The sequence below is a fragment of the Micromonospora humidisoli genome (assembly GCF_016900955.1).
In the GTDB taxonomy this organism is placed as follows: Bacteria; Actinomycetota; Actinomycetes; order Mycobacteriales; family Micromonosporaceae; genus Micromonospora; species Micromonospora wenchangensis.
Genome location: NZ_JAFEUO010000001.1, coordinates 625120 through 640470, shown reverse-complemented (window position 1 = coordinate 640470; position 15351 = coordinate 625120). Strand labels below are relative to the sequence as shown.

The window sequence follows — 15351 nt, the reverse complement described above, 5'->3', positions numbered from 1 at the left end:
ATCTATCCCCACCCCCGGCGTCGCCCGTCGACCACCGGGACGTCGGCGCAGCGTAGGCCATCGGTCAGCGCGGCGGGCGGGGTTCGGCGCTTCGTACCCGCCCGGAGGGTGCGCGCTCCTAACGTCGGCTCCGGAGGTTCGTTGGTATGCCTGCATCGAGACGACACCACAGGGCCCTCGCGGTTTTCGTGAACTGCCTGGGCATTCTCGCCGCCGTGCCGGCGCTGCCCGGCGCGGACCCCGCGCCCCGCGCGCCTGCGGCCACCCCGGTGGCGGCCACCACGTCGACCGGCCCGCAAGCGGGTCGGGCACCGGCGGCGGCACCCACCGGCCTGGCGGAACAGGGCCCGGCACCGGCGGGACAAGGCCCGGCACCGGCGGGACAAGGCCCGGCACCGGCGGAACCGGTCACCCGGGCCCGGCCGACGGCCACCGCCCGCCCCGCCGTACCGGCCCACCTCGCCGCCCGGGAGACGCCGTCTCCCCGGCCGGCGCGGGCCGCCCCCGGCGTGGCGGCCAGCGGCGCGGTCGTGCCGGTCACCCCGACCGCGCCCGCCCCCGGGATGACCACCGCCGGCAACCCGGGCGCGCCCCGGCCGGCACCCCCGGTCACGGTGGCCGTGGCACCCGCCGCGACCACGGTGCCGGGTTACCGGATCATGGTGCGCAACACGGGCGGCTCGACGGTGCAGACCATGGTCCGGCAGGAGCTGCCGGCCGGCACCTCGACCACCGCGGTCAGCGCGGGTGGCCTGGTCACCCGGCCGGGTGGGGCGGGCTCGGGCGGGGAGGTCACCTGGCGGCTAGTCCTACCGGCCGGGGCGACCCGGACCCTGGACACCGCGTTGGCCGCCGCCGCGCCGGGCCAGGCGCTCACCGCGCCGGCCTGCGCGTACACCGGTGACGGCGACCAGCCGTACGACTGCGCGACGGCCACCTGGCACAGCGCGGCGACCCCGGAGGCGGTGGTGCCCGCGACGCCGACCTGGCGGCAACCGCCGATCCTGCTCGGCGCGGCCCTGGTGGTGCTGGCGCTGCTGGCCGGCGCGCTCTGGTGGTGGCGGCGGGCCCGGCGACGGGTGGGCGGGATCGAGCCGACCGGCACCGCGCCGGTGGCGGCCGGCACCGCGCCGTACGCGGGCGGCCCGGCGGCCCCGGGCGGCGGGACGGTGTACCCGCGCCCCGCCGTACCCGGACAGGTGAGGCGACGCCGCAGCCCGTCGGTGTGGCTGGTGGTGGGGGTGGCCGCGACGGTGCTGGCCGGGGTGGTCTTCGCCGCCGCCTGGACGGCCACCCGCGAGGTCGCCGCCATCGACACCACCAAGCAGCCGACTGCCGGGGCGTGGACGGGCACCACGATGACCGGTCCGGTGGGCACCCCGCTGCGGGAGAAGGCGTTCGAGTTCACCGTCTACCGGGTGGCCTGCGCCACCGCGCGGGTGGCCAGCCAGCAGTGCCAGGCCACGGTCGGGGTGCGCAACCTCACCCCGGAGCAGCAGAGCTGGCACGGTCAGCTCCAGCGCGCGTACCTGCCCGGTGGCAGCTGGGTGAGCACCGACGAGGACGCCACCCGGCTGGCGAACCTGGGACGCGACGTCTTCGCCCAGCCCGTCTCGGCGGGCAGCAGGGTGGTGTTGCCGCTGGTCTTCACCGTGCACGGCGCGCAGAAGCCGAAGCAGTTGGAGTTGCGCAGCGGGGTGTTCTCCGCCGGGGTCCGGGTGGACGTGCCCTGACCGGGGGCGGGCGGCGGTCGTACCCTCAGGGGTGTGACCACCGCCCTCGCCCCCGCCGCCCTCGACGCGGCCGACTGGCAGGCCCGGCGGGCGGCCCACGCGGCGCGGGTGGCCACCTGGCTGGACCACGAAGCGGACAAAAAGGGTCCGAACCGTTGACCAACATCCCCGCCGCAAGCTGGCTTCCCCTCCTGGAAGCTCACGAGAAGCGCGCCGACTCCCTTACCGCAGGCCACCGCGCCCGCAAGGCCACGAGGGAGCGCCACGCGATCGATGACTTCTTATACGACTACTACGGCACCCGACCCTCCGTGCTCCGACGGTGGCACCCCGGCGTGGGCAGCTCCTTGGAACCGGGACCGCACGGCTCTGCCCCACACCGGCAGTGGCGTTGGTATGCCACCGACGCGGACGGGATCGTGAGCTTCGACGTCGCAGCGTTCCTTGCCGACCGGGCTGAGTCGGTGCGCTTCATCCACCGACTGTTGTCCGCCATCTCGTCACGACCGGCCTTCACCGGCTGCTTCGGCCTGCACGAGTGGGCGATGGTGTACCGCCAACGCGAGCATCGGCATCCGCTCCCCCTGCGACTTGGGCAAGAGGGAACTGACGCGGTAGTCGAGTCTCACCAGATCCGCTGCACGCACTTCGATGCGTTCCGGTTCTTCACCCCTGACGCAGTCAGCCTCAACCGGCTCCAACCAACGAGGGAGAGCCAGGTAGAGCTTGACCAGCCGGGCTGCTTGCATGCCTCGATGGACTGCCACAAGTGGGCAACCAAGCTGGGCCCTGCGGTTCCGGGGGATCTGGCGCTCGACTGCTTCGAGTTGGCGAGGGACATCCGGCTGCTCGACATGCAGGCGTCCCCGTACGACTTCTCCTCCTACGGGGAACCGACGGTGGCCATCGAGACACCCGAGGGCAAGGCCGAGTACATCGCTCGTCAACGCGAGTTCTCGCAGCGCGCGGGCCGACTACGCGCCCGGTTGATCGATGTATGTGCGTCGCTGCTTGAGGGAGCGGATCCACCGGCAAGGGTGGGGGCATGACCCCCTGAGACACCCTCTCCGCACCGCTACGTCATAGCATCCGCCATCTTGCCCCGGTTCCAAGGTTGCCCAGGAGCGGGGATCTGGCTCTTGACCTGGGAAGACAGCGCTGCCTGGCTGACGCCCTTGAGGCCGCCGACCCGGGCCAAGGGTGGCGCACCTGGCGGAACGCCGATACGCACCACCACCGCGTAGAGGCCGTCCGCGCTCACCTGGCCCAGGCAGGCGAGTGGTGGCAGGACGCCAACGACGAACAACCTGCGGCATACGTACGAGACCTCCTCGCACCGTTGCGGCTCTCGCAGGAACTGCTGGCTGAGCTGTCAGGAGCGCCAGCCTCGGCAGGGTGATGCAGCGGAAGGAAGCCGGGGAGGGTGTCCTCCTACGCGCGTAGGCGCACGCCCTCGCGTACGCGTACCAAGGAACTACTCCGTAGGAGTAGTGCTGTTCTGCTGTAGATCTACAACCTGTAAACAGAAGATCTTAGATAGACCCCGAAGGGGTCTATCTGTATAGCTGGATACCAGTAGCACTGGGATACAGGGGTACTGACGCGAAGCGTCTGCGCTACAGGATCACTGCGCTCCCTGTGTTCATGTGTCGGCGGAGAACCCGAGGATCAGGAGTCCGAAGATGGGCCCCTTCGGGGCCCTCTCCCCGGTTCGGTTCCTCCCCTGGGTCAGATGCTCGCAACCTGCGCGGGGTCTCCCGCCCTGAACAACACATCGACATGCCGCTCATCGGTGCGGCGGACGCCACGCCCCTTCTGACGGAGACGACAGCTCACGACAACCGCCAGGATCAGGGACCGCCTGCGGTCTACATCCAACCCGTCCCAGTGACGGCGCACCTGCTCGTCCGTCATCCCGGTGACGCCCTTGACGGCGCTGTCACTCCCCAGCTGGGATAGCTGATCCTCCAACTCATCCACCCGACTGCGCATGGTCTGGGATGCAGTCAGGAACTGCGATCGCGTAACGAGTCCGGCAGCGTAGTCGGTGGCCAGATCATCGAGCCGTGACCGCAGGCTCCCCAGCTCGTCCCTCATCTGCTGAGCAGGCAGATCGTCCCCGCTCTGCTCGAACGCTTCCGCGAACTGCGGCGCAGTCAGGAACCGGATCACCCGCTCGCTGACCATGGTGTCAGCCTCGTCCTGACGGTGGGACACGCAGTGCTTGAACTTGCACTCATAGACGGCGTAGCTACCCTGCTCGCCCTTCCGTCCACGCCATGCCGTGCGGATGGGGCCACCACAGTTGGCACAGGTAGCGACGCCCGTCAGCAGGCTCCGACGGGGACCGCCACCACCAGTCTTACGGGTAGGAGAGTTCAGCACACGGACAGCGGAACGGTAGATCTCCTCGGGTACCAGGGCATCCCAGTTACCAGGGCCGACCTCATCCCCTGCGTACGTCCGGATAGCGCAGTTCCTGGCGGACACGAGGAGCTGACGAACAGTTGCTCCCGTCCAGTTCCTCCCCCTGGTGGTGAGCATGCCCTGACAGTTCCACTCCTCGGCGATCGACAACAGGGAGCGCCCCGCCAACAGATCCTGGTACGCACGCTGAACGGCCTCGACTTCACCACCACGAGGTGTTCCGTCACGCTCGTATCCGAAGGGTCGAGCAGACCACCAAGGCCTGCCCTGGGAAGCGCGCTGCGTGGCTGCCAGACGCTGACGAGCAGCCTTCTGCTGACCCTCGAACTGAGAGAACGCCGTGACCACGTTCGCCATCAGGACGCCTGTCGGGTTGCTCAGGTCAAGCATCCCTGCGGTCACGGCGTGGACGGGTACGCCGTAGCTGATCACCCGGTCCAGCTCACGGGTGAGGCGGACGAGCCGGTCGAGATGCCAGACGATGATGGCGTCCGGCTTCGGGCTCAGGGTGAGCAGCTTCTCGAACGCCGGCCGGACCCGGCCGGTCGTGGCGCTGATGCTGTTGTCGATCAGCTCCCGCGTCACCATCCAGCCCTGACGAGCTGCCAACTCCCGGCAAGCTTCGAGCTGCCGATCAACGCCCAGCTCGTTACCCAGCTTGTCCAGGCTGAGCCGTGCGTAGATGACGACGTCCATCCCTGCGTTCCCTCCCCTCAAAGTTGCCTGGGATGAGGATACGCAGAAATTTCTATAAGTGGGCGTACAAGCTCTCAGCGCTGGTCGCCGCGGAGCTGGTGGCGGACTGTTTCGCGCTGGCCCGGCAGATCCGGACGCTGGACATGCGGGCCAGCCCCTACGACCTGGCCGCCCTCGGTTACCCGCCGGTGCGGGTGGAGACCACCGAGGGCCGGGCCGAGTACGCGGCGGCGCAGCGCGGCTTCGCCGAGCGGGCCGCCGTGCTGCGCGCCCGCCTGCTGACCGCCCTGGACCACGCCATGTCGGCTGCCGGCTGACCCGGGCGGGGGTCCGGGCCGGGGCCCGGACCCCCAGGCGGGTCAACTGGCGGTGCAGGTCGCCGTGGGGGCGGTGGCGGTGCCGGTGTGGGTGCCGAGGAACCCGAAGGTGGCCTCGGCGGCCGGGGCGAGCGCCCCGTTCCAGTTCACGTTGCGGGCGGTGACCGCGCTGCCGGTCTGGGTCAGCTCGGCGTTCCAGGTCTGGGTGATCTGCTGTCCGGCGGGCAGGGTGAAGGTGACCCGCCAGCCGGTGGTCCGTGCGGTGCCGGTGCTGCGGACGGTCACCTCGCCCTGGTGCCCGCCCTGCCACTGGTTGGTGATCCGGTAGCTGGCGGTGCAGGCCACCCCGGCCGGCGGCGAGGTGGTCGGCGGGTCGACAGTGGGTGAGCCGGTGGGCGGGACCGTGGGGCTGACCGTCGGGCTCGGCGGGCCGGTCGGGGTGGGCGAGCCGGTCGGGGTGGTGCTCGGGATGACCCCGCCGAGGGCGGCCACCAGCGCCGGGTACCACCGGTCGGACATCTTCTGGTCGCCTGCCGCGTTGGGGTGCACCCCGTCGTAGGTGTCGGTGGTGGTGCTGAACCCGGTCCACTGGTCGACCACGACGATCGGCGACGCGGCGGTGGTCTTCCCCGCCGCCCAGCCGTCGATCGTGGCGTTCAGGGCCACCGCCCGCTGCCCGCACTCGGCGCAGCTCGACGGGGCCATCGGGATGATCTTCGCGACGATGATCCGCATCGCCGGATTGCTGGCCCGCATCTGGTCCACCAGCTTCGAGTACGCGGCGAGGATGGTGGCCGGGGCGATGTTGCTCCACACGTCGTTGGTGCCGAAGTGCATGAGCACGACGTCGGGGTGGGTCGCGGCGAGCCAGCCGGGCAGCAGGTTCTGGTTGGCGACGTTCGTCACCAGGTAACCGCCGTGGCCCTCGTTGTCCCCGTCGTACGGCTGCCCGCAGCCCTGCGGGCCGAGGGTGCCGACGAAGTCGACGTCGGTGTGGCCGGTGGACTGGAGACGGTTCCACAGCAGGGACCGCCAGCAGCCGGGCGAGCCGGTGATCGAGTCACCGAGCGGCATCACACGGACGGGGATGGCGGCGGCAGGGTGGGCCGCCGGGGTGGCGACCAATCCGACGAGCAGGGTGAGCGGAACTGCCGCGAACGCGGCGAGCAGAGCGGAGAGGAACGGCCTTCGGAGCATGGTGAGGGGACTCCTGTCACGTGACGACGTGCGGTCGGTGACGGCCCGGTTGCTCCCACGGACATCCCACCAGACCGGCCGCCCCGGCTCAACGCCCTCCCGCATCCTGGCGAAGCGCTTCGACACGCAGCCGTTCCTCCAGCTCGGCCGTGGTGTCGACGAACCAGAGCTGGTCGCCCCGGTTGGCCTCGACGACGAAGTCGCGCAGGGCGGTGCTCCGCCCGACGTGCCCCGAGATGTCACCGACCACGGCCAGCCGCAGCCGGTAGTTGACGAACTTCTGCACCACCGCGCCCGCCACCCCGGTACGCAGCGTGAAGAACTCGACGGCGAGCCGGCGTACCGGAAGCACCACCAGGCCGACCCCGTGACCCAGCGCCGCGCCGATCACGTCGGTGGCGTCGTCGCCGCCGCAGATCCTCGGCCCGTCGGGGGCACCGGCGAGCGCGGTGACGCCGGCGAGGGTGACCAGGGTGTCGGTGGACATGCCCGCCAGCCTAGGCAGCGCCGGCCCGCCCCGGCCCGGGTTTTCCGTCACCGGCGCACCGCACCGCGTCACCGGCGCACAGCACCGCGTCGACGGTGCCGCCGCCGGGACCCGACCGGCGCGGGCGGCGGTCAGTCGCCGTCGGCACGACGGTCCCGTTTGCGCTGGGACTGGCGCTTCTTGTCGGCCAGCCGGCGTTCCTTGGCACCCCGGGAGGGGCGGGTGGGACGCCGGGGCGGCGGGGGCGGGGCGACGGCCTCGCGCAGCAGGGCGACCAGCCGTTCCCGGGCCGCCTCCCGGTTGGCCAGTTGCGCGCGGTGCTCGCTGGCGGCGATGGTGAGCACCCCGTCGACGAGCCGGCCGGCGAGGCGTTCCCGTACCCGCTCGCGCAGCGCCGGGGGCAGGCTGGTGGTGCCGGCCACGTCGAAGCTCAGCTCGACCCGGGAGTCGGTGGTGTTGACCCCCTGCCCACCCGGCCCGGACGAACGCGAGAACCGTTCCCGCAGCTCGGCGGCGGGCACGGTCCACCGGTCGGTCACCCGTAGTCCGTCGTCCATCCGGCGAGGTTAGCGCCCCCGGTCGCCGGTGGGCGTCACGGTCGCCGAGGGTGCCGGTTCGGCCCGGTCGTGGTCGGGCCCGACGGTGGCGTAGGCGACCGCGCCGAACAGCAGCAGCGCGATCACCCCGACCCGGGTGAAGACCACGCGGACCCCACCGCGCCGGTGGGCACGGCGGCCCGGCCCGGGTCCTCCGGGCTCAGCCGCCCTTGCCGATGATGGTGTCGGCGGTCTGCTGCACCTGGTCGATGGGGATGGCGAAGCCGATGCCGATCGAGCCGCTGCCGTCGATGGTGGCGATCGCCGTGTTCACCCCGACCACCTCGCCCCGGGCGTTGACCAGCGGGCCGCCGGAGTTACCCGGGTTGATCGACGCGTCGGTCTGCACCGCGCTGCGCCGGTTGGTGCCCAGCCGTACCTGCCGGTTGAGGGCGCTGACGATCCCGGCGGTCACCGTGCCGGCCAGGCCGAGCGGCGAGCCGACCGCGAGCACCGGTTCGCCGACCCGGGTGGACCGGGGCTTGGCCAACGGCAGCGGGGCCAACCCGGCGGCCGACGGCACCTTCAGCACGGCCAGGTCGCTGCCGGGTTCCCGGCCCACCACCTCGGCGGCGTACCGGCGGCCGTCGGGCATCTCCACGGTCACCGCGCCACCACCCCCCTTGGCCAGGATGTGGTCGTTGGTGACGATGTGCTGTTCGTTGTCGATGGCGAAGCCGGAGCCGGTCGCCGACTGCCCGTTGGCGCCGCCGCCGACCAGCACGGACACCACCCCGGGAACGGTCTTCTGGGCGGCGGTGACCAGTTCCGCCGGCACCGGGGCGGCGGAGGCCGCCGTCGGGCCCGCCCCGCCCTGGCCGGCCACCCAACCGCCGGCCGCCGCCCCGGAGACGGTGGACAGGGCGACCACCGCCACGGCGGTCCACAACCGGCCACGCCAGCGCCGCCGGGACGGGTCCTCCCCCGGATCGGGTACGTCCCACCGGTGCCGGCCGTCCGGCCCCAGGTCGGGTGAGAGGAACCAGGGACCCCGGGGTTCCCCCAGACCGGTCTGTACTGCCATACGTCCGCTCCTCACTGTTGCGACGGATCAGGGGCAGGTGGGCCCGCGTCGTCCCGCTCAGGGCAGGCGGGAGAACCAGCGCATCGACCCGGCCGCCGCCCCCATGGCGAAGACCAGCCCGAGCCCGATGAACCGGGCGGAGATGTCCTGGCGTTCCTTGCGGTAGCCGACGGAGGAGCCGATGTCCTCGTAGACGTCACGCAGTTCGGCACTGCTGCCGGCCTCATGGAACCCGCCCCCGGTCTGGTCGGCGACCTCCCGCAGGGTCTGCCCGTCGACCGGCACCTGGATCGGGCGGCCACCGCGGTCGACGAACCCGCCAGGGGTCCCGAACGAGATGGTGTGCACCGGCACCTTCGCCGCGACGGCCGCCGCGGCGGCCTCCATCGGGTCCGCGCCTGACGTGTTCGCCCCGTCGGAGAGCAGGACGACCCGGGCCGGCGGCGGTTGCTTGGCCGCCTTCTCGTCGAGGCTCTTGACCGCGCCGAGACAGGCGCTGATCGCCTCGCCGATGGCGGTGCCCTGCACCCCGGTGATCCCCTCGGCGAGCCGGTCGATCCCGTCGTGCAGGGCACCCCGGTCGGTGCTCGGCGGCACCAGCACCGCCGCGCTGCCGGCGAACGCGACCAGCCCCACGTTGAACTCGTCGGGCAGCCCGTCGGCGAAGGTCCGGGCGGCCTCCTTGGCGGCGGTCAACCGGTCCGGTTCCACGTCGGTGGCGAGCATCGACGTGGAGACGTCCACGGCGACCATCACGGTGGCCCGCTCGCGGGGCACCCGTACCTCGGCGGTGGGCCGGGCGAAGCCGACCACCAGCAGCGCCAGCATGGCCAGGAAGAGCCCGGCGGGCACGTGCCGCCGCCAGGCGGGGCGTTGCGGGGCGACCCGGTCGAGCAGCCGCAGGTTGGTGAAGCGGACCGCGTACCGGCTGCGGCGGCGCTGCGCCAGCAGGTAGCCGGCGGCCAGCGCGGCCACCCCGAGCAGCAGCAGGAGCCGGACGGGTGACTGCCAGTTCACGCGGCACCTCCCCGGGAGGCGGCGGGCGCGGCCGCCAGCCGACGCTGGGCGTGCACGTGCCGCACGATGTCGGCGGTCCAGTCCCGGTCGGTGCGCAACGCCAGGTGACCGGCCCCGCTGCGGCGCAGCGCGCGGGTCACCTGGGCGCGTTGCGCGGCGGCGGCGTCGGCGTACCGGCGGCGCAACTCCGGGTCACCGGTCCACACCTCGCGCCGCCGGCCGGTCTCCGGATCGACCAGGGTGATCAGGCCGACGTCGGGCAGCTCCAGCTCACGTGGGTCGGTCACCTCGACCGCGAGCACCTGGTGCCGGGCGGCGAGGCGACGCAGCGCCGGCTCCCACGGGGTGGGGCCGTCGGGGTCGTCGGGCAGCCCGTCGAGGAAGTCGGAGACCACCACCACCAGCCCCCGCCGGACGGCGGTCCGGTGCACCGCCGCGAAGGCCGCGGCCAGGTCGGGGCCGACCGGCGGGCCGGTCGGTGGCTCGACGTCCGCCCGGGGGGCGTGCAGCAACGCGCGGAGCAGGCTCAGCAGGTGGGTACGCCCGCTGCGGGCGGGGAACCGGCGCAGCCCGTCGCGGCCGAGCACCTGTGCGCCGAGCCGGTTGCCGGTGCCGGCGGTGAGGAACCCGACCGCGGCGACGGCCGCCACCGAGAGTTCCCGTTTGTCCAGTTCGGCGGTGCCGTACTCCATGCTGGGGCTGGCGTCGACCAGCAGCCAGGTGGTCAGCTCCCGGTCGGCGTCGACCTCGCGGACGTGCGGGACGGTGGTACGGGCGGTGACCGCCCAGTCCATCCGGCGTACCTCGTCCTCGCCGGGGCGGTACTCGCGGCTGCCGGCGATCTCGCTGCCGGGGCCGGGCAGCAGACCACGCAACTGGCCCTGGAGCAGCCCGTCCAGCCGGCGGGTGACGGTCAGTTCGAGGCGGCGCAGCCGCCGTTCGGGGGCGAGGTCGGCAAGCGTCGGGCCGGCCAGGGGTGCCGGGGCGTTCACGCCGCCGCCAGGTCGGGCGTGTACTCGGGGTGGCCGGTGGCGAGCACCGGGGGCGGCACCGCCTGGACCAGCCGGTGCACCACCGCCTCGGCGCTGACCCCGTCGGCGACCGCGTCGAACGAGAGCACCAGCCGGTGGGCGAGCACGTCGACCGCGAGTTCGCGGACGTCGTCGGGGAGCACGTACTCGCGGCCCCGCAGCAACGCCTGGGCGCGGGCGGCGGCGACCAGGCCGAGGGTGGCCCGGGGGCTCGCCCCGTACGCCAGCAGCGGGGCGATCTCCGGCAGCCCGAAGCGGCCCGGGTCGCGGGTGGCGAGGATCAGCCGGACCACGTACTCGGCGAGCGCGTGGTGTACGAAGACCTGGGCGGCCCGACGCTGGTAGTCACGCAGCCGGACCGGGTCGAGCACCTGGCGGGGGCGGGGCCGGTCGCTGCTCATCCGGTAGAGGATGGCCAGCTCGTCGGCGTCGCCCGGATAGTCGACGACGATCTTCATGAGGAAGCGGTCCCGCTGCGCCTCGGGGAGCTGGTAGACCCCCTCGGACTCGATCGGGTTCTGGGTGGCCAGCACCAGGAACGGCTCCGGCACCGGCCAGCTCCGCCCGCCGATGGTGACCTGCCGTTCGGCCATCGCCTCCAGCAGCGCGGACTGCACCTTGGCCGGGGCCCGGTTGATCTCGTCGGCGAGCACCAGGTTGGCCATGATCGGGCCCAGCTCGACGTCGAAGTTCTCGGTCGAGGCCCGGTAGATCCGGGTGCCGACGATGTCGGAGGGGACCAGGTCGGGGGTGAACTGGATGCGGGTGAAGGTGCCGCCGACGACGGTGGCGAGGGTCTGCGCGGCCAGCGTCTTGGCCACGCCGGGCACCCCCTCAAGGAGGCAGTGGCCGTCGGCGATCAGCGCGGTGAGCAGCCGTTCGACGAGTCGGTCCTGCCCGACGATCACGCGTTTGACCTCGAAGAGGGTCTGTTCCAACTCGGCGCCCGCCGCGTCGGCATCGACCGGGCGGGGCAGGCTGGCCAGGGTGTCCGAGATGTCCGTCACGGTGCTTGCTTCCCGGGGTCACCGCCCGGCAAACGTCGGAATTTCCGGCCCCGACGGGCCGATTCGCCCCGGACAGGGACGACCGGCCCGGCGGGGCGGCAACGCCGTGCGGCGGCGCAATGCGGGTGTCACCGGACGATCCGCGCCCCACCCGTCACGGACAGGAGGTCCACAACGGACGGTGCCGACCCCCGGTGGGGGCCGGCACCGCCGACGGGTCCGCGCCTCAGTTGGCGACGAACAGGTGGAACGGCTTGCTCGACACCGATCCGCTGGAGCTGTACGTCTGGATGAAGACGCCGTTCGGTGTCTGGTTGCGCGGGGCGACCGCGATCTCGCCGGCCGGCGGCACGTTGAACTGGTCGTTGGTGCCGATGGTGGCCTGGAACGCCTTCCCGACCACGCTGTAGTCGAGCAGCACCTGGTACTGGCCGGTGCCGTACTTGGTCGACGACACGACGTTCGCCGAGTGCTGGAGCAGGGTGCCGTCGCTGGCGACGACCGCCCAGGCGACCGAACCCGAGGCCGGCGGGGCGAGCGAAGCCTTCAGCGCCGCGCGGGCCTGCTTGGCTTCGGCCGCCGTCACCGGCGGCTGACCGGTGGCACCGGCCAGCCGCGCCCCGGGCTGAGCCACCTCGGCCGGGGCCTTGGTCGCCGGTTGCGCGACGGCGATCCCGCCGCCGGCCAGGGTGAGCGCCAGGACGCCGAGCGTCACCGCCGCCGCCTTACGCCTGAAGAATGTGGCCATGACAGGTCTCCCTTTTGTGACCGTGGCAATACGGCCGACCCACCGTACGGCGAGCCGGATGGAGATGGTGCGATCGAGCCGGAATGGACGCGGGCGGAAAGCCTTCCACCCGCACCGGAAATAGTGAAGAAGAAACATTTCCGACCGGCCTGAGCTGGGAAAACTACGCTCTGTTGCGGCACCTCAACGAGGAGGAACGTAGCACCGCGAAAAGCGGAGCGTCAATAGCACACCAACCCGTTTTGCCATCTCGAAAACGATGTTGGAAATTGCGAAACGTGAAGTCTCGACCGTTCATGGAACGGCTCCGCGCCCCGCGGGGGCGGCATCGGCCGCTAGGCTGGCCGCCGTGCTGACGACCCCGGCGCCGGCCACCGCCCGCCCTCGCGCCGTCCCGCTGATCTGCTGGCTGGCGGTGGCACCCGGCCTCGTCTGGGCCGTGGTCCGCCTCGTCGGGTTGGACCGGGGCCCGCTCGTGCAGGCGCTCGCCTTCACCCCGTACGTGGCGGGAGGCAGCCTGCTGGCCCTGATGCTGGCCCTCGCCCTGCGGTGCCGGTGGCCGGCGGTGGCCGCGGCGGTGGCGGCGCTGGCCCTCCTCGGCGCGGTGGTACCCCGTGCGCTACCGGACCGGCAGCAGGCGACCCGGGGGCCGCAACTGCGGGTGCTCACCGCCAACCTGCTCGCCGGCAACGCCGACGCGGCCACCCTGGTCGAACTGGTCCGCCGCAACCAGGTGGACGTGCTCACCGTGCAGGAGTTCACCCCGGCGGCGCGGGACGCCCTCGACCGGGCCGGCCTCGCCGACCTGCTCCCCCACCGCCAACTCAACCCCGAGGTGGGCACCACCGGCTCCGGGCTCTACGCCCGGTTCCCCCTCACCGGCGGCGGTTTCCGGCGCAATACCGGGTTCGCGTTCACCCAGGCGTACGCGACGGTGGCGGTGCCCGGCGCACCGGCGCTGCGGGTGGAGTCGGCCCACCCGGCGGCTCCCTGGTCGGTCGGGGTGGTCGACGAGTGGCGCACCGACCTGGCGGGCCAGCCGCGCGCCACCCCCGACGGACAGCTCGGCATCCTCGCCGGGGACTTCAACGCCACCCTCGACCACTCCCCGCTGCGTGCCCTCCTGGCCAGCGGCTACGTCGACGCCGCCGACGCCGTCGGGGCCGGGCTGGTGGGCACGTGGGGCCCGTACGACGGCGACCCGATCCCGCCGGTCACCATCGACCACGTCCTGGTCGACCGCCGGATCGCCGTCCGTGCGGTCACCGTCCACCGGGTCCCCGCCACCGACCACCGCGCCGTGCTGGCCACCCTGCGCCTGCCCGCCCCCTGACGCCGGGAGGTCGGCTCACACCGCCGCGCGGTCGAGGCCGTAGGTGAGGGCGTCGACCAGGGCGTGCCAGGACGCCTCGACCACGTTGGGGTGCACGCCGACGGTGGTCCAGTCCCGGCCGGTGCCGTCGGCGGTCTCCACCAGCACCCGGGTCACCGCCCCGGTGCCGTGGGTGCCCTCCAGGATGCGCACCTTGTAGTCGGCCAGCTCGAAGTGACGCAGCTCCGGGTAGTACCGGGTCAGCCCGACCCGCAGCGCCTCGTCGAGGGCGTTGACCGGGCCGTTGCCCTCGGCGGTGGCGATCACCCGCTCACCGCGTACCCGGATCTTGACGGTGGCCTCGGAGACCACCGCGCCGTCCTCCCGGTGCTCGACCAGCACCCGGTACGACTCCAGCGCGAACGGTCGCACCGGGGCGGCGTCCGGCAGCTCGGAGCGGACCAGCAACTCGAACGACGCGTCGGCGGCCTCGAACGACCAGCCGCCCGCCTCCAGCTCCTTGACCCGGGTGGTCACCTTCGACACGGCGTCCGGATGGCCGGCCAGGTCAAGACCCAGCTCGCGGCTCTTCAGCTCGATGCTGGCCCGGCCGGCCATCTCGGTCACCAGGATCCGCATGTCGTTGCCCACCACCGACGGGTCCACGTGGTTGTAGAGCAACGGGTCGACCTTGATCGCGCTCGCGTGCAGCCCCGCCTTGTGGGCGAAGGCGGCGGCCCCGGCGTACGCCTGGTGGGTGTCGGGGGCGATGTTGGCGATCTCGGAGATGGCGTGCGAGACCCGCACCATCTGTTCCAGGCAGCCGTCGGGTAGGACGGGCAGCCCGAGCTTGAGCTGGAGGTTGGCCACGACGGCGAAGAGGTCGGCGTTGCCGGGGCGCTCGCCGTACCCGTTGGCGGTGCCCTGCACGTGCCGGACCCCGGCCTCGACGGCCGCGATGGTGTTGGCCACCGCGCAGGCGGTGTCGTTCTGGGCGTGCATGCCGAACAGTTCCGGGGCGATGCCGGTCCGGGCGGTCAGGTCGGCGATCGCGGCGGTCACCCGGGACGGCAGCATCCCCCCGTTGGTGTCGCAGAGCACGAACCGTTCGGCCCCCGCGGCGAGCGCGGCCTCGACCACCGAGGCGGTGTACGCCGGGTCGTGCCGGAACCCGTCGAAGAAGTGCTCGCCGTCGACGAAGACCCGTCGTCCTTCGGCGACCAGGTGGGCGACCGTGTCCCGGACCATCGCCAGGTTCTCCGCGCCGGTGGTGCGCAGGGCGCGTTCGACGTGCCGGATGTCGGCCTTGGCGACCAGGGCGACGGCCGGGGTCTGCGCGTCGAGCAGCGCCCGCACCTGTGGGTCGTCGGCGACGGCGACCCCGGCCTTGCGGGTGGCCCCGAAGGCGACCAGCAGGGCGTGCCGCAGGTCCAGTTCGGTGCGGGCCCGACGGAAGAACTCGGTGTCCTTCGGCACGGCACCCGGCCATCCGCCCTCGATGAAACCGACGCCGAACTCGTCGAGCAGCCGGGCCACCGCCAGCTTGTCGATCACCGAGTAGCTGAGCCCCTCGCGCTGGGCGCCGTCGCGCAGCGTGGTGTCGTAGACCTGGAACGTCATCGCGAGTCCCTTCCTTCGGACCGTCGAACCTTGCGGGGGCAACAAAAAGACCCCCCGCGGATGCGGGAGGTCTGCGCGCTCGGCAGAGGGGAGGCCGGCGCGCTAGCTGCCAATAATGCGGGCGGAGCTGGTCACGGTC

At 72.6% G+C, this 15351-nt stretch carries 15 protein-coding genes and 1 pseudogene; 5 read left to right on the top strand and 11 right to left on the bottom strand.

All coding sequences use genetic code 11. The annotated features are described in order from the left end of the window. The first annotated feature begins 146 nt into the window (after positions 1-146). From JQN84_RS02785 to JQN84_RS02775, 3 genes are all read left to right on the top strand, one after another. On the top strand, positions 147-1733 hold the full coding sequence (locus JQN84_RS02785) for a hypothetical protein (RefSeq protein WP_239484639.1): 1587 nt from the start codon (positions 147-149) through the stop codon (positions 1731-1733). A 33-nt stretch (positions 1734-1766) separates the two neighbouring features. Further along, positions 1767-1892 (top strand): hypothetical protein, encoded by a 126-nt coding sequence (locus JQN84_RS31895; protein WP_255553770.1) that lies wholly within the window; start codon positions 1767-1769, stop codon positions 1890-1892. 260 nt (positions 1893-2152) lie between these two features. Next, positions 2153-2782: a hypothetical protein gene (locus tag JQN84_RS02775; protein ID WP_239484638.1), complete on the top strand. Its 630-nt coding sequence runs from the start codon at positions 2153-2155 to the stop codon at positions 2780-2782. Positions 2783-3461: 679 nt separating this feature from the next. Here JQN84_RS02775 and JQN84_RS02770 read toward each other — a convergent pair. Continuing rightward, on the bottom strand, positions 3462-4856 hold the full coding sequence (locus JQN84_RS02770; protein ID WP_204956808.1) for a recombinase family protein: 1395 nt from the start codon (positions 4854-4856) through the stop codon (positions 3462-3464). A 50-nt stretch (positions 4857-4906) separates the two neighbouring features. Between JQN84_RS02770 and JQN84_RS02765 the strand changes: the two are divergent. Beyond that, positions 4907-5173 (top strand): annotated as a pseudogene (locus JQN84_RS02765) (3-methyladenine DNA glycosylase); the annotation flags it as partial. 42 nt (positions 5174-5215) lie between these two features. Here JQN84_RS02765 and JQN84_RS02760 read toward each other — a convergent pair. From JQN84_RS02760 to JQN84_RS02720, 9 genes are all read right to left on the bottom strand, one after another. Then, the gene (locus JQN84_RS02760) at positions 5216-6370 is read right to left on the bottom strand and encodes a cellulose binding domain-containing protein (protein ID WP_204956807.1); all 1155 of its coding nucleotides are present in this window, start codon (positions 6368-6370) and stop codon (positions 5216-5218) included. An 88-nt stretch (positions 6371-6458) separates the two neighbouring features. Then, positions 6459-6857 carry a DUF4180 domain-containing protein gene (locus JQN84_RS02755; protein WP_204956806.1) on the bottom strand — a complete coding sequence of 133 codons (399 nt, stop codon included), beginning with the start codon at positions 6855-6857 and terminating at the stop codon, positions 6459-6461. Positions 6858-6988: 131 nt separating this feature from the next. Further along, the gene (gene arfB, locus JQN84_RS02750; RefSeq protein WP_088641642.1) at positions 6989-7414 is read right to left on the bottom strand and encodes an alternative ribosome rescue aminoacyl-tRNA hydrolase ArfB; all 426 of its coding nucleotides are present in this window, start codon (positions 7412-7414) and stop codon (positions 6989-6991) included. A gap of 9 nt (positions 7415-7423) precedes the next feature. Further along, positions 7424-7561 carry a hypothetical protein gene (locus tag JQN84_RS02745; RefSeq protein WP_204956805.1) on the bottom strand — a complete coding sequence of 46 codons (138 nt, stop codon included), beginning with the start codon at positions 7559-7561 and terminating at the stop codon, positions 7424-7426. Between the two features lie 52 nt (positions 7562-7613). Next, the gene (locus JQN84_RS02740) at positions 7614-8477 is read right to left on the bottom strand and encodes a S1C family serine protease (RefSeq protein ID WP_204956804.1); all 864 of its coding nucleotides are present in this window, start codon (positions 8475-8477) and stop codon (positions 7614-7616) included. Between the two features lie 57 nt (positions 8478-8534). After that, positions 8535-9494, bottom strand: coding sequence for a VWA domain-containing protein (locus JQN84_RS02735; protein ID WP_204956803.1), 960 nt, complete (start codon positions 9492-9494; stop codon positions 8535-8537). Next, positions 9491-10486 carry a DUF58 domain-containing protein gene (locus JQN84_RS02730; protein ID WP_281899919.1) on the bottom strand — a complete coding sequence of 332 codons (996 nt, stop codon included), beginning with the start codon at positions 10484-10486 and terminating at the stop codon, positions 9491-9493. Before JQN84_RS02730 ends, JQN84_RS02735 begins: the two co-directional genes overlap by 4 nt. Continuing rightward, entirely contained in the window at positions 10483-11532 is a 1050-nt protein-coding gene (locus JQN84_RS02725; protein ID WP_088641647.1) for an AAA family ATPase, read from the bottom strand. Before JQN84_RS02725 ends, JQN84_RS02730 begins: the two co-directional genes overlap by 4 nt. A 226-nt stretch (positions 11533-11758) precedes the next feature. Continuing rightward, positions 11759-12280: a hypothetical protein gene (locus tag JQN84_RS02720; protein WP_204956802.1), complete on the bottom strand. Its 522-nt coding sequence runs from the start codon at positions 12278-12280 to the stop codon at positions 11759-11761. A gap of 397 nt (positions 12281-12677) precedes the next feature. Between JQN84_RS02720 and JQN84_RS02715 the strand changes: the two genes are divergently transcribed. Beyond that, a complete protein-coding gene (locus JQN84_RS02715; protein WP_239484811.1) occupies positions 12678-13613 on the top strand; it encodes an endonuclease/exonuclease/phosphatase family protein in 936 nt (311 codons plus the stop codon). Positions 13614-13628: 15 nt separating this feature from the next. Here the strand turns inward: JQN84_RS02715 and cimA are convergent, their stop codons facing one another. Continuing rightward, complete coding sequence (gene cimA / locus JQN84_RS02710) at positions 13629-15212, bottom strand: citramalate synthase (protein WP_204956800.1); 1584 nt, start codon at positions 15210-15212, stop codon at positions 13629-13631. Between the last annotated feature and the right edge of the window lie 139 nt (positions 15213-15351).

Excerpts from the sequence above, each read along its gene's own strand:
- JQN84_RS02755 (WP_204956806.1), bottom strand. The coding sequence starts at position 6,857 with ATGTCCACCGACACCCTGGTCACCCTCGCCGGCGTCACCGCGCTCGCC.
- JQN84_RS02740 (WP_204956804.1), bottom strand. The coding sequence starts at position 8,477 with ATGGCAGTACAGACCGGTCTGGGGGAACCCCGGGGTCCCTGGTTCCTC.
- JQN84_RS02770 (WP_204956808.1), bottom strand. The coding sequence starts at position 4,856 with ATGGACGTCGTCATCTACGCACGGCTCAGCCTGGACAAGCTGGGTAAC.
- JQN84_RS02720 (WP_204956802.1), bottom strand. The coding sequence starts at position 12,280 with ATGGCCACATTCTTCAGGCGTAAGGCGGCGGCGGTGACGCTCGGCGTC.
- JQN84_RS02760 (WP_204956807.1), bottom strand. The coding sequence starts at position 6,370 with ATGCTCCGAAGGCCGTTCCTCTCCGCTCTGCTCGCCGCGTTCGCGGCA.
- JQN84_RS02785 (WP_239484639.1), top strand. The coding sequence starts at position 147 with ATGCCTGCATCGAGACGACACCACAGGGCCCTCGCGGTTTTCGTGAAC.
- arfB (WP_088641642.1), bottom strand. The coding sequence starts at position 7,414 with ATGGACGACGGACTACGGGTGACCGACCGGTGGACCGTGCCCGCCGCC.
- cimA (WP_204956800.1), bottom strand. The coding sequence starts at position 15,212 with ATGACGTTCCAGGTCTACGACACCACGCTGCGCGACGGCGCCCAGCGC.